This window comes from Thermococcus sp. EP1, assembly GCF_001317345.1.
Classification (GTDB): Archaea; Methanobacteriota_B; Thermococci; order Thermococcales; family Thermococcaceae; genus Thermococcus_A.
This window is the reverse complement of record NZ_JXCG01000021.1, coordinates 1-13,353: the sequence shown is the minus strand read 5'-3', so window position 1 is coordinate 13,353 and position 13,353 is coordinate 1. Positions and strand designations below refer to the sequence as shown.

Sequence of the window (13,353 nt, the reverse complement as noted above, 5' to 3'; positions counted from 1 at the left end):
ATGGAGCAGGAAAAACAACCACAATAAAAATTCTTACCACTCTTTTAGAGCCAACGGAGGGTAATGCGAAGATCTTAGGTTATGACTTAAGAAAAGACGCTAGGGAAATTAGAAAGAGAATAAATCTTGTTGCAGAAGGAGAAAGAACCCTTTACTGGCGTTTGAGTGGTTATGAAAATCTCAAATATTTCGCAAGGATTTATTATGTACCAAAAAGGGAGGAGAAAGAAAGGATTGAAAAACTTCTTAGGTTTGTTGGGTTGTGGGAGAGACGAAATGACTTGGTAATGAACTACTCTCGCGGAATGAAACAGCGTCTAGCAATAGCAAAGGCCCTAATAAATGATCCAGAGGTACTTTTTCTAGATGAACCTACCCTAGGTTTGGATGTTCAGAGTTCAATATTTGTCAGAGAATTCGTGAGAAAACTCGTTAATGAAGAGAGGAAGACAGTTCTTTTAACGACTCATTACATGGCTGAAGCAGAGCAGCTCTGTGATAGGATCGCCATAATAGACCATGGGAAAATAATAGCTCTTGACACGCCAGATGGTCTTAAAAAATTAGTTAAAGCTGAGGATGCAGTTGAAATACGTCTTAAGGGCAAGATACCTAATGAAATTCCTTGGAGATTGGCAATTATCGAGAGGGATATAGAAAGTGATACTGCAGTCCTTAGAGGAACAGTAGATGAAGAAGATTTACCGAAACTCGTCGAGTGGCTTGTGAAAAAGGGCGCGAAGATAATAAGTGTTGAGCAAAAGGAGCCCACTCTTGAAGACGTGTTCATAAAGCTCACAGGAAGGGGGTTAAGGGATTGATACTCTCCGCAGTTATTGAAAAGGAGTTCAGAATGTTTTTTAGATACCCCCTTCGAGTTATAAGTTCTGTACTAGTTGGACTAGTCTTCCTTTTACAGTTTGTATTTTTTGGCCAGGCGGTCCTCGGAGGAAGGTATTCTGCTTTATTGGAGGTTTCTACGGGTATGGGGGATTACCCCACATATGCTTTAATAGGATATGTGCTATGGTGGGTTTCAGTGTCTCCGATGGAAGCTTATGTCTGGGGGGTGAGGAGAGAACTTCAAAGGGGAACTTTTGAAATGAATATTCTTTCACCAGCAAAAATGGTGGAATTATTGTCTAGTTTGGCCATGAGTTGGTTACTCATGGATTCAGTCCTTATGGGAGTAGTATTTGCAATTGGGATAGTGATATTTGATATTCCTCTTACATTTTCGGTTATTTTAAAGTCTCTTCCAATTATCTTTGCTTCATTGGTTGCTTTTTTAGGATTTGGTTTTGTATTTGCAGGTTTAGTTATGATGTTGAAAAACATAGGGCCATTTGCTCAGATATTTGAATTTGCCATGCTTTTCTTTTCAGGCGTGTTCTTTCCATTAAGTGTAATGCCAAAAATTATGGTCGCTTTTTCAAAGATTTTTCCATTAACTCATGCTGCGTATATAGTAAGAGCTCTTTTTGTTGGAACGAGTTATATTGAGCTTTTAGGAGAGATCAAGTGGCTTTTCTTTTTAATTCTGCTATATTGGGGAATTGGTTATGCCCTTTTCAAGTGGGCTGAAAAAATCACTAGGGTGATTGGATATGGGGGTTACTAGCGAGCTTAAAGCGCTATATGGAGTTGCAGTAAAAAATTGGCGTATCTTCACAAGCTATAAACTCTGGTTAGTAAGTGATGTGATGTTTGGTTTCTTCTTTGTAGGCCAAGCCTTGTTAATAGGGATTGGATTAACCGGAGAGAGAAACTCTCCAGCACTTCAACAGCTTACGGGGTATGCAGATTACGTGACTTTTGCAGTACTCGGTTTTATGGTTCTTGGGTTTGGGCTCACATTTTTAAGTGGGTTTGTATGGAGTATTGTGGAGGAGTTATATGCGGGCACGCTTGAATATTCATTCGCTGCTCCCATGAGAAGAATAACATTCTTTGTGGGTAATGTTCTCACTAGAATTTTCTTATCTTTTCTGTATATGGGCATTTACATTCCAATTTTTACCTTGCTTTTTAACATCCGATTTGACTTTTTAAACTTCTTAAAGGCTATTCCATTTCTTTTAGTGGGCGCAGTTGGCATGATTGGATTAGGAATGACCGCCGCTGGGGTAGTACTTTACTTAAAAGATCCAGGTCCATTTGTCACAATACTTGAAATGTTGGTGTTTGCTTTAAGTGGGGCCATGTATCCTGTTTCTATACTTCCAAAGGGACTTCAAATCTTAGCAAAAATTCTTCCTTATGCCCCAACAAGCGAGGCTGTTAGAAAAATTGTTGCTTATGGTTATGCCAATTCGATAAGTGAGATCTCGTATCTTATAGTCCTTTCAGGGACATACGCAATTGTGGGATACTTAGTTTATAAATGGAGTGAAAGACAGGCCAGAATAGTGGGATTGAAAAGTTATTAAAATGGAAGCTCTACATTAAGTTTTTTGGCGTTCTTTTTAATTTCCTCTAGAGGCATTATGGCTGTTCTGGCTCCAATCTTTTGAACTGTCAGATATGCTAAAAAAGTTCCTAAAGTCGCTGCATCTTTTAATTTCCATCCATTAACAACTCCATAAATGAATCCAGCATCAAAGGCATCTCCTGCTCCGGTAGAGTCAATGACCTCGGCGCTTAGCCCCTTGACTTCAAAAACTTCCTCATTCTCATCCCTGATTAATGCTCCTCCACCGTTTAGGGTAATTATTAAATTTTTGGCTTTTACAATATGGACATTTTTCAAGCTTCCATATTTACGTTTGAACTCATCTTCGTTCATTAGGAGGTACGTTATCTTATTTTCTATGGACTTAGGAACTTCTGCCTCTCCAATGTCTAGAAAAACAGGAATATCTCTCTCACAAGCAAATTCAACAACTTTTTCTATGAGTTGCTTTGGATTTGAAGACATGTGAATGTATTCTGCTTTTGATAAATATCTAAAGTCTACCTCTCGATAAGCATTTGCTCCTAAGTGCTTTACTATCCTTTTATCTTCGCCTTTTATCATGGATATTGCTATTCCAGAGTGCTCCTCTATAACTTTGATTCCGTTAACGTCAACACCTACTTTCTTAAAGTAGTTTATATGGGCCTCTCCAATCTCATCATTTCCGACTGCACCAATAAATCCAACTTTAAGCCCCATTTGGGCAAGCCATGAAGCCGTATTGCCAGCAGCTCCTCCTAATCCAAAATGAGCACCTTTAGCTATGATTTTTTCATGAAATTCTGGGAATCTTTCAACTAAAAGCGTGATATCATAGTTAAGATTACCTATTGCAATCACATCAAACATCCTTCCACCTCCACTGTTCTCTTATAGAGTCAGGAGATTTATACTTTTTCTATTCTTATTGTTCTATTGTGTTCACTGTCGAACAAGGAAATACTTTTATACTTATGGTATTTAATTCAAATGATTATCTAAACCTTTAGATTATGGGTGATATGCAATGGAAGATAGACTTGAAAAAGCTCTTGAATGGGCTCTTGAGAGATTTAAGCCAGAATACCTAGAGGTACGGTATGAGAATATAAACAAAAATACCCTTGAGCTTAAGGATGGCACTTTTACAACTTTTGCTGGAAAGAACCAAATAGGCATTGCTGTAAGAGTTCTTGCGGATGGGGCCTGGGGTTTTGCTTCTACAAATAGGCTTGACAGGATTGACATGGCTATAGAGAGTGCATACAAGCTTGCTAGGGCCACAGCAAAAGCAAAGAAGGAGAAAATCCAACTTGCAGAGGTTAAAGCTTATGAAGATATTGTAAGGAGTAAGATGAAAATAAAGCCAAAAGAAGTTTCCATAGAAGAAAAAGTTGAAAGATTAGCTGAACTTGAGTCTCTTCTTAAAGCTGATAGTACTATTAAGTCTACATGGCTCAGGTATGAGGACGCAAGTGGGGAAAAGGTTCTTCTCACAAATGAGGGGACTAAAATAAAATGGGAATTAAACTATGTATGGCAGTATGTATGGGCTACGGGTAAAGAAGGAGAAAGACTAGCAGCAGCCAGGGACGAAGTAGGGGCCGTGGATTATGGATGGGAGCTCTTCAAGGAGAAGGAGCCAAATGAAGAAGTTGCAAAAAGAGTTATTAGAAAGGTTCATGCCCAGTTGCAAGGGGTTGCACCTAAGAGGGGAGAATTTCCAATAGTTGCTGGTCCAATAATTGTAGGTCTCATAGCTCATGAAGCTTTGGGGCACTTAGCTGAGGCAGATTTGACAATAAATTCTCCATTTAAGGATCTTCTTGGAAAAGAGGTTGCTCCAGAATATGTAACAATGAGTGAGCGTATAGTTGAAGGCGGTTTTGGGAACGATAAGTATGATGATGAAGGAGTCCCTGTAAAAGACATTCACATCATTGAAAATGGTGTACTCAGGCAGATAATGTTAAACAGGGAATATGCTCACAAATGGGGTATGGAACCAAATGGTCACGCAAGAGCCGAAAACTATACCTATCCCCCAATAATAAGGATGCGTAATACTATTTTTGAACCAGGAGACTGGAATTTTGAAGAAATGATAGAGGATATTAAGTTTGGGTATTATGTTGTAGACTTCAGGGGAGGTCAAGCTCAGCTTAACTCAGCATTCCAAGTAGGAATTCAGGAAGGGTATGTAATAGAAAATGGAGAGATAACAACACCAATTAGGGATACATCCATTAGTGGAATTGCAATTGAAGCCTTGAAGAAGATAAGTGCCGTAGGGAGAGATTTTGGGCTTGAAATGGGAAGATGTGGAAAAGGACAAGCAGCTTTTGTAAGTTCTGGTGGGCCTCATATGCGCTTTGATGGGGGAATAATAATTGGGTGATGGAAATGGAGGAATTGATCAAGTACGGGGAAAAGTTTTTTGATGAACTTGAAATTGCCATTTATAGAACTAGAGATGCAAGTGTAAATATTGAGCTTAATGAAGTTTCTACTTCGGCCCTTAGAGAAAGAGTGGTTACTATAATTAGAGGTCTGAAGGATAAAAGGCTTGGAGTTTCGATAGTTGATACCGATGATAAGAAAACGCTCAGAGACGCAATAGAGCGAGCATACAAGATGTCCAAGCTTAATAAACCTGATGAAAAATGGGTTTCTCTCCCACTTCCAGGAAAATACAGGGATCCAAGAAAAATGGATAAAGAAATTAAGGAAGTATCCCCCGATTACTTCGTTGAACTAGCTAAGGAAGGCATAAATCAGGCTTTACAGGAAGAAGGAGTAGTAGTTGCAGGCGGAGGAGGAGGCGCTGAATGGAGAGAAAGCTTGATAATGAATTCCAATGGTATCAATGTGTTTCAAGAAGGTGGCGGGGCGTTCTTTTATATTGAACTCGTGGGAATGAAAGAAGGAAAAGTAACTCCTGGAATTTTTGACTTCGATGCAAAGCTTTCTCTTAACCTCGATGTAGAAAGTGTTGTAAAAAGTGCAGTTCAAAAAGTCAAATGGGCATTTAACGTTGAAAGAAGTAAAACAGAAGAAGCAAAAGTTATTTTGCAACCTTGGGCCCTCTCAAGTCTCTTGAATTATGCTTTCTTCCCAGCCTTTAGTGGGGAGAAGCTCATGAAAGGAACTACCCCACTGATGAATAAACTTGAAGAAACAATTTCGAGTGATCTTTTAAACGTATATGATGATCCCTTGCATGAACTTAGCATAAATCCTGTAATAGCAGATGATGAAGGAACACCAACGAGAAAGAATGTTCTTGTAGAGAAAGGCGTCTTTAAAGGTTTTATCTGGGATAACTATTGGGCAAATATCAAGGAAGTGGAAAGCACGGGGAATGGAAAAAGGAACTTTTCCACTGGGGGAATAGGAATAGCTCTTCACAATGTAGTGATTGAAAATGGGAAACAAGAGATTGGAGATATAATCGGCGAAATAAAGCATGGATACCTTGTAGATAGTTTCCAGGGAGCTCATTCGAGCAACCCAGATAATGGAAACTTTGCAGTGGTGGCAAATCCAGCATTCCTCATTGAAGATGGAGAGATAAAAGGGTCTACAGTCTTTATGATGAGTGGCAATATTTACGAACTATTACCAAGCATCTATGCGATAAGTAAAGAACAAAAAGTTCTCCCATTTGGTGGAAGCATGGTTGTGCCATCAGTAGCCTTTGAAAACGTTAGAATAGCAGGGAAGTAGGATATTTTATCCATCTAATTCTTTTTAAACCTTGTTTTCATTCTTCCATTATGTATGAGCTGACTGAAGAGTACAAGCTCAGAAAGATAACTAAATATGAGCTTGACATGGTGAATGAGAGAGAAGATCTTCTAATTATTCCCCCATCATCCAGAGCAGGACCGTGTGGGAACGATTGTGTTTTCTGCTATTTGTTGCAGAATCCACCTCAAATGATTTATCGAGTAGCCAAACATGACACTCTAAATGACCCAGAGCTTGAAAAAAGGATAGCTTATGCAAGAAAAAACTATGATTTATGGATAAGGGTTACAGATACGTCTGCAAATGTTCGTTTTGATGAGAGAAGGATAGAAACTCTTTATAAGGCTGGTCTGGATGAGATCCAAATTTCTCTTCATACAACCAAAAAGAAAGTTAGAGTGGAACTTATGAGAAACAAAAACGCTGAAAAAGTAATTGACCTTTTACCCAAAGTTGTGGAACATTTTAGGACGATCGCTGATATTATACTGACACCTGGCTATAATGTTAGTGATATAGGGGAAATCCTTAGAGAATTGGACGAGTTTGGTGTTCATGAAGTTAGGTTGTTTCCAATTGGAGTTACAAGGTTTTCAAAAACAAGGCCTTTGAGTAAGGAGGAACTTCAATATGTCAAGAGAATTGTGCAAGAGGGGCAAAAGGACCTTGATATTAAAATAGTGATCCCTCCGATATTTCAATCCCTTCTGGGAGACTTCATGCTTCCATTTGAGCCATTTGAGATTGAAAGTGAGTTTCCAGTCTATATATTTACTGGTGAGCTGGCTTACCCAGAAATCAAAAGACTTTTCCCAAAACTCGAGGTCGTCATGGTAAAAAATGAATTCTTTGGGGGCAATATAGGAACTGCTGGCCTATTAACAGCTCAAGATGTGCTTAGAGAGATCAAGAAGCTTCCAGAGGTTGAACTAGGAGTTATATTTTTGCCTGAGTTGATGTTTTATGGGGATCTTACCTTAGATGGGTGGAAAAGGAGAGAACTTTTTAACAAGATATTAGTGGAAAAGGGCTATATTGTGGAGACTGCTCTTGAACCACAGGAGATTCCAAAGATGCTGGAGAGGTTTTAAATTTCCTCATTTTTGGAGCCATGTAAAGGACAATTTCATCAACATCTTTAAAAACCCCTTGAGAAACTCACTAACGGCGAGAAAATAGAAAAAGGTGAGAGGATATGAAGAATCCATTTGAAAAAATGCCTACTATCCTTCTGGCGGATGAGATCATTAATAAAGCATTTAGGCGCGCTGAGAAGGCTGCATCTGCTTTTACTCCCAGAGGAAATATAGTAAGTAAAGCAAGGCAGAGAGAAGAGCTTAGAATAAGGACAGTTTCAAATGTTATTAGGGATAATCTTAGGAAGGTTCTAAATAGAACGCCTGGAGTATCTACTCTTCCACCATTTTATCAAGAACTTTTGGATACTCTTGTAGATAAAAGGATGTTTCATAAAGCATTAGCATCAATAAATTGGGCCATGAAGACCATTCGGACTCTTGAGGAGAGATACGTAGAGAAAGTGAGGTATTCTAGAGACCCTAAGGAAATTGCTCAATTAAGAAGGGAGTTCTACGGAAGGGTTGCAAGTATTTTAAAAGACATTAACGATAATCTGGAATATCTAAACAAGGCCAGAGACGTTCTAAAAGACATGCCAGTGATTGATCTTGATCTTCCCACTATAGTCATAGCAGGTCATCCAAACGTGGGAAAATCCACATTGTTAAGGAGGCTTACAAATGCGAAACCAGAGATTGCAACTTACCCCTTCACCACTAAGGGAATAAACGTTGGGCAATTCGAGGAACACTGGCTTAGGTATCAGGTTATAGACACACCTGGTCTTTTGGATAGACCCTTAAGTGAGAGAAACGAAATTGAAAGACAAGCTATCTTAGCATTAAAGCACCTCGGCAAATTGATAATCTACATCTTTGATCCAAGTGAGTACTGTGGATATCCAATCGAGGAACAAATGCACCTTTTTGAGGAAGTTTACAAAGAATTTGGGGATTTTCCGTTTATAGTTGTGCTGAATAAGACGGACATTGCCAATGAGGATAAGATAAGAGAGGTAGAGGAGTTTTTAAGAGAGAGGGGTGTTGAACCTTTACGGATTGCAGCTGAGAAAGGTCTAGGAATAGAGGAGCTTAAAAAAAGAGTTATAAAAATAATAAAACCAGAGATGGAGGCTATTGTCCGCAATATGGGCAGAATTGAAGGTGAATAGGTTTTAGAGCTCCACAATGTTCACATTTTTCTTTTAATGGGGTCCCACAGTTGGGGCAATGAAGGTAATCCTCCTTTATAGGAAAGCCACAGTTATAGCACTTATTCTGGGCTATCCTTCTTTTGTAAACTCTCTCGGGTTTGAAGTATTCCCTTCTTATGTAATAGAGTGCTAGCAAAGTTGCAAAGGCACCAAAGAGGCTCAGACCTATAATCTGGATGGTGTTCCATATAACTGAAAGGAGAAGGTAGATGAGTAGTAATGAGGAATAGCTTATCATGGAAAGTGTGTATATGTTTTTGTACCTTTTTAAGAGAAGGAAGGAGAGTATAAAGATTGGAAGGGCAAATAAAAGTTTTAATGCTAGAACTTTGAGCCTATATGCTTGGTAGGCCCTGTTATACTCGGCATTTGCTCTCATCGACAGTTCTTGGATTTTTGAATTGAGTTCTTCTAATTGATTATGGATTTTTTCATAAGCACTTTTGGCTCCAAGATATTGAAAGTATGCTTTTTCATATTCCTCCTTGGCTTTTACATATTCATTTTTGAGTTCTTCTGTGACGTTTCCGTTTTCAAGAGCTACTCTATATTCCTCTCTCTTAAAGAGATAAACTCGCTCTGCCTCAGTTAGGGCATCTTTTGTTTTTTGGTAATCTTGAAAGAGTTCTCTATCTAATCCCATTAAACGACTTTGGTTTTCAAGGAGAGTGTTTATACCATATTTTTCTTGATAATAATTGTAGTCTGGTCTATCAGGGATATTTTCAAGCTCTCTAAGAAAGTTTATGCTGGCAATAAGAAGGAAGAGCACAAACAAACTAGCTAATATCTTTTCTACACGGGAGTATTCCACTTGTCTACACCTAAGTAAAAATATGTGTTCAAGGGATATAAAGGATTCGTAGAAAAAGAGAGAAATCAGGCACTTTCCTCTTTTATAAGGACTGCATTTACAATACCTTCTTGGCCAGGTCTTGAGGTCACCAAGGCTTTTCCAATTTCTGTTTGGATAATTGCACCCTTTGTGATAATGTTTCTTCTTACGTATTGCCTGTTTGCTGGGTTCTCAACAACGCTGATTATCTTTACTTTCTTACCTTTTCCATTTTCAAAGACGTTTGCATAGAGTGCTTTAACCAATCTGACCTTTCTGTTACCACCGTAGGTTCTTATGATCTTTCTTTCTTCCTTATCTTCAACTACCCTTGTAAATGCTGGCTCTCTTCCAAGTTCCCTCTTTCTCTTCTTTCTTGCAAATATGATTCTTCCACCTGAAGGTTTTTTGAGTGATCTTCCCTGCCAGATAGCCATAACTCTCACCTCATGATGATCTTAACCCTATGGGCATTTTAGAGATTTGCTTATAAATCTTTTCCCTTTTTCTCCAAAACTCTTAAAACGTTAACTCCCTTATTTTTTCTGGTGGTCAGAGTGGGGGCAGTAAATGCGTTTGGTAGAGCTATTATTACAATTACAAAAAATTTAAAGCTTTTAATAATACCTTTGATAGTTTCACTCCTCCTTAGTCCGTTTTCTGCTTACTTATTTAAGGATACATCAGTTTTTGAGAACCTTTGGGGAGTTCCGGGAGAAAGCAATGAGAGTGTAATATTTGAAGAACATGGGAGCACTATTTCTGAAGAGGTTCTTAATGAAATGGCGGAATTTTTCAGGCTCTTTTTAGTCTTTATGTTAGTATCATTACTACTTCAGGCCCTTAGTGAATATGCAATTGTAAAAGGTGCTCTCATGGCGGAGGACAACCAGACATATTCTCTTATAGATTTAGTATACGAGGGAATACACCATGTTTTTCAGGTTTTCTTCATTAATCTTCTGGTGGGAATAATAACTGTCACCATACTTTTGGGCCCAATAATATTGTTTAGTGCACTTATAGTTCTCACAGGGAGTTCAGTGTTAATGTGGCTCCTTTTGGTTGTGGAATTTCCATTGATTCTATTACTAGTGGCAGCGGGTTCAATGGCAGTACCGATTTATGTTATGAGTAACTCTATAACGGCTTCATTAAGCTGTTTTTCAATCGCTTTCAAAAACAAGCTTTCGTCAATTGGCTTTGGTGCATTTTTGGTTGTTTCGGGGTTCCTCCTATTAGCAGTTCCAGCTTCCTTCATTGGTTTGTTATTTTTGGGCAAAAGTGACTTCACAGCTAATTTGATATCAAATATTCTTCAATCACCATTCCAAGCATTAATACAAACTTTGATGGCGATTGGTGGGTTAATGCTTTATTTTGAGCTTACAAAGAAGGTAAAAAGCTTTGAAGAAGAAATAATGGAAGAATTTGGGCTTTAGCCATATCTTTTTTCTTTCGCTGCTTTGACTAGGCCCTTAAATACTGGAGCAGGCCTCATAGGTCGTGATTTGAATTCTGGGTGGAATTGGGTTGCGATGAAGTAGCTGTTAGTTGGAAGTTCAAGGATCTCCATTCTTCTTTTGTCATCTGCTGAAATTCCACTGAACACTAAACCTGCTCTTTCAAATTCTCTTACAAATTCGGGATTTACTTCCCATCTGTGTCTATGTCTTTCATAAATGAGCTCTTTTCCATAGAGTTTATGGGCTAGGGTTCCTTCTTTTATTTTTACGGGATAAGCTCCAAGGCGCATTGTTCCTCCAAGTTTATCTATTTCTCGTTGTTCTGGAAGAAGATCAACCACTGGATATGGTGTCTGTGGGTTTATTTCTGTAGAATTTGCTTCTTCTAAGCCAAGAACATGTCTTGCAAACTCCACCACCGTAAGCTGGAATCCAAAGCAAATTCCTAAGAAGGGTATGTCATTTTCTCTTGCATATTTTACGGCCATTATCTTTCCTTCGCTTCCTCTGGCGCCAAATCCACCTGGAACTATTATTCCATCCACTCCATCCAGAAGTTTGAATCCTTCTTTCTCGAGGTCTTCAGCTTCAATCCATCTTATTTTTACCTTAACTTCATTTGCTATGCTTGAATGTTTTAGTGCTTCTTTAATGCTTAAGTAAGAATCAGCTAGCTTAACGTATTTACCAACAATCCCTATCTCTACTTCCTCTTTCAAGTTCTTATATTTCCTTACCATTTCCTCCCAGGCCTTTAGGTCTGGTTCCTTCTCTTCAAGGCCAAGTCTCTTTGTGAGGTATCTTCCCAAACCTTCTCTCTCGAGGAGTAATGGTACTTCGTATGTGTCTTCAACATCGTAAGCACTTATCACAGCTTCTTCAGGTACATTTGTAAAGAGACTTATCTTTCTCCTAGCTCCCTCTTCAAGGGGATCTTCACTCCTTGCTATTATTGCATCAGGTTGAATTCCTAGTGAGCGGAGTTCTTTAACGCTGTGTTGTGTGGGTTTGGTTTTTTGTTCTCCCACAACTTTAAGCTTTGGCACATAAGTTACATGGACAAATGCTACATTATCCCTTCCTTCTTCGAGTTGCATTTGTCTTGCAGCCTCGAGGAAAGGCATGCTTTCTATATCACCCACGGTTCCTCCGATTTCTACAACAACAATGTCATACTCTTCTGCTATCTTCCTTATACGCTCTTTTATCTCATTGGTGATATGAGGAATGACTTGAACAGTGGCACCTAGATAGTCTCCTCTTCTTTCCTTCTCTATAACGGCAGAGTAGACCTTACCTGTAGTAATATTATGTTCAAAAGTTAGATTTGTATCCAGAAATCTCTCGTAATTTCCTAAATCTAAATCTACTTCACCCCCATCATCAAGAACAAAGACCTCTCCATGCTGGTAGGGACTCATAGTTCCGGCATCATAGTTGAGATAGGGATCTATCTTTATGTTTGTGGTTTTTAATCCTCTGGATTCCATAAGCATTCCAAGTGAAGCGCTTGTTATCCCCTTTCCAAGGCCACTAACTACACCACCTGTTACAAAGATAAACTTTGCCATGTTTAAACCTCCAAAAGTTATGTTGTCTGTTGTCACAAAGAAGCTTAAAAGTTTTGTTTAGAAAAATCTAAAAACAATAAAATCCAAATTATAAACCCCCTCAAAAAATGAGGGAATACAAATGGAGGTTTAGAGACTATTATTGTTATTAAGCTCTATCCCAACTTTCTCTTTTCCATTGTGGAGCTCTTTTATCTCAAAAACTTTTAATGGCACTTTCTTTAGAGCTTTTCCAACAACTGCTTTGGCTATCCTCTCCGCATGTTCAAGACTTTGAGCATTGAAAACTTTCAAAGTTAAATAAATCCCAACAAGACCTATATTTCCAATAACAAAAGCACTCTCAAACGGGGAACCACACACTGGACATTGAGAGTAGCCTATTTCCACCCTTACAAAGTCTAGTTTCTCCTTATTTAATGCTTTTGCTACTTTTGAAACCGCAACATTTATTGCATCGTCTGGACTTTCAACTTCTCTCACTATTATTGGGGCCTCAAGGATAACTACATAATCTCCCATTTTCCTCACCCGAATGCAAATAATCTGTCGTCTTCTCCTTTAAATACTCCCAGTCTTACTCCTGCATCAATAAAGCCATGTGCATAGTTTAAAGCGGCGAATGCTGTTACATAGTCTCCTTTTTTGTAGTAATATTCAGCGTCGCTATAATAGCTTTTTGCCATAGTTAAAAAGTCTTGCGCCACAGCAAAAAGAGTACTTTTTTCATGTACTGCTATTTCAAGCGTTTCGAGAGCTTTTTTTGTGATTTCAAAATATTTCTTCAGTTTTTCTTCGGTGATCTCTCGTTCCACCGATCTCGCCTCGCTTGGGAATATTTTAGAACCCTTATAAATCTTAGGTTTCATCCTCTGAAACACATTTTCCTAGGCATGAAAAGTGAGTTGAAGACACAAGTTTTAAGCGAAAGATTTATATTTGGACTTTGACTTTAATGCTTTGGGCGGGCCCGTGGTCTAGATGGTTATGACGCCACCCTTACG

The 13,353-nt window shown here is 38.7% G+C and carries 14 protein-coding genes; 8 read left to right on the top strand and 6 right to left on the bottom strand.

Going from position 1 to position 13,353, the window contains the following annotated elements:
• From EP1X_RS09665 to EP1X_RS09655, 3 genes are all read left to right on the top strand, one after another.
• Positions 1–821: ABC transporter ATP-binding protein (locus tag EP1X_RS09665; RefSeq protein WP_055284006.1), on the top strand; the 821-nt coding region annotated here is incomplete at its 5' end.
• Positions 818–1,621, top strand: coding sequence for an ABC transporter permease (locus tag EP1X_RS09660; RefSeq protein ID WP_082391563.1), 804 nt, complete (start codon positions 818–820; stop codon positions 1,619–1,621). The genes EP1X_RS09665 and EP1X_RS09660, both read left to right, overlap by 4 nt.
• Entirely contained in the window at positions 1,608–2,429 is an 822-nt protein-coding gene (locus EP1X_RS09655) for an ABC transporter permease (RefSeq protein WP_055284004.1), read from the top strand. Before EP1X_RS09660 ends, EP1X_RS09655 begins: the two co-directional genes overlap by 14 nt.
• Here EP1X_RS09655 and EP1X_RS09650 read toward each other — a convergent pair.
• A complete protein-coding gene (locus tag EP1X_RS09650) occupies positions 2,426–3,304 on the bottom strand; it encodes an ADP-dependent ribose-1-phosphate kinase (protein WP_055284002.1) in 879 nt (292 codons plus the stop codon). The genes EP1X_RS09655 and EP1X_RS09650 overlap by 4 nt on opposite strands.
• A 157-nt stretch (positions 3,305–3,461) precedes the next feature.
• Here EP1X_RS09650 and EP1X_RS09645 point away from each other — a divergent pair, with 157 nt between their 5' ends.
• The 4 genes from EP1X_RS09645 to EP1X_RS09630 all read left to right on the top strand — a co-directional run bounded on the left by EP1X_RS09645 (position 3,462) and on the right by EP1X_RS09630 (position 8,435).
• Positions 3,462–4,832, top strand: a complete 1,371-nt coding sequence (locus EP1X_RS09645; protein WP_055284000.1) for a TldD/PmbA family protein — start codon at positions 3,462–3,464, stop codon at positions 4,830–4,832.
• 5 nt (positions 4,833–4,837) lie between these two features.
• Positions 4,838–6,160, top strand: a complete 1,323-nt coding sequence (locus EP1X_RS09640; protein ID WP_055283998.1) for a TldD/PmbA family protein — start codon at positions 4,838–4,840, stop codon at positions 6,158–6,160.
• A 50-nt stretch (positions 6,161–6,210) separates the two neighbouring features.
• Complete coding sequence (locus EP1X_RS09635; RefSeq protein ID WP_055283997.1) at positions 6,211–7,275, top strand: DUF512 domain-containing protein; 1,065 nt, start codon at positions 6,211–6,213, stop codon at positions 7,273–7,275.
• A gap of 104 nt (positions 7,276–7,379) precedes the next feature.
• Positions 7,380–8,435, top strand: coding sequence for an NOG1 family protein (locus tag EP1X_RS09630; RefSeq protein ID WP_055283995.1), 1,056 nt, complete (start codon positions 7,380–7,382; stop codon positions 8,433–8,435).
• Here the strand turns inward: EP1X_RS09630 and EP1X_RS09625 are convergent.
• Together EP1X_RS09625 and EP1X_RS09620 are read right to left on the bottom strand one after the other, a co-directional pair.
• Positions 8,398–9,291: a zinc ribbon domain-containing protein gene (locus tag EP1X_RS09625; protein WP_055283993.1), complete on the bottom strand. Its 894-nt coding sequence runs from the start codon at positions 9,289–9,291 to the stop codon at positions 8,398–8,400. The genes EP1X_RS09630 and EP1X_RS09625 overlap by 38 nt on opposite strands.
• A 65-nt stretch (positions 9,292–9,356) precedes the next feature.
• Complete coding sequence (locus tag EP1X_RS09620; protein WP_055283991.1) at positions 9,357–9,749, bottom strand: 30S ribosomal protein S8e; 393 nt, start codon at positions 9,747–9,749, stop codon at positions 9,357–9,359.
• Between the two features lie 111 nt (positions 9,750–9,860).
• Between EP1X_RS09620 and EP1X_RS09615 the strand changes: the two genes are divergently transcribed.
• Complete coding sequence (locus EP1X_RS09615; protein ID WP_156300737.1) at positions 9,861–10,754, top strand: hypothetical protein; 894 nt, start codon at positions 9,861–9,863, stop codon at positions 10,752–10,754.
• Here the strand turns inward: EP1X_RS09615 and pyrG are convergent.
• The 3 genes from pyrG to EP1X_RS09600 form a co-directional block, all read right to left on the bottom strand.
• On the bottom strand, positions 10,751–12,349 hold the full coding sequence (gene pyrG / locus EP1X_RS09610) for a glutamine hydrolyzing CTP synthase (protein ID WP_055283987.1): 1,599 nt from the start codon (positions 12,347–12,349) through the stop codon (positions 10,751–10,753). The two genes, EP1X_RS09615 and pyrG, sit on opposite strands and share 4 nt — an antisense overlap.
• 129 nt (positions 12,350–12,478) lie before the next feature.
• Complete coding sequence (locus EP1X_RS09605) at positions 12,479–12,871, bottom strand: DUF555 domain-containing protein (RefSeq protein WP_055283985.1); 393 nt, start codon at positions 12,869–12,871, stop codon at positions 12,479–12,481.
• 5 nt (positions 12,872–12,876) lie between these two features.
• Entirely contained in the window at positions 12,877–13,164 is a 288-nt protein-coding gene (locus EP1X_RS09600) for a DUF357 domain-containing protein (protein ID WP_055283982.1), read from the bottom strand.
• Positions 13,165–13,353 lie beyond the last annotated feature (189 nt).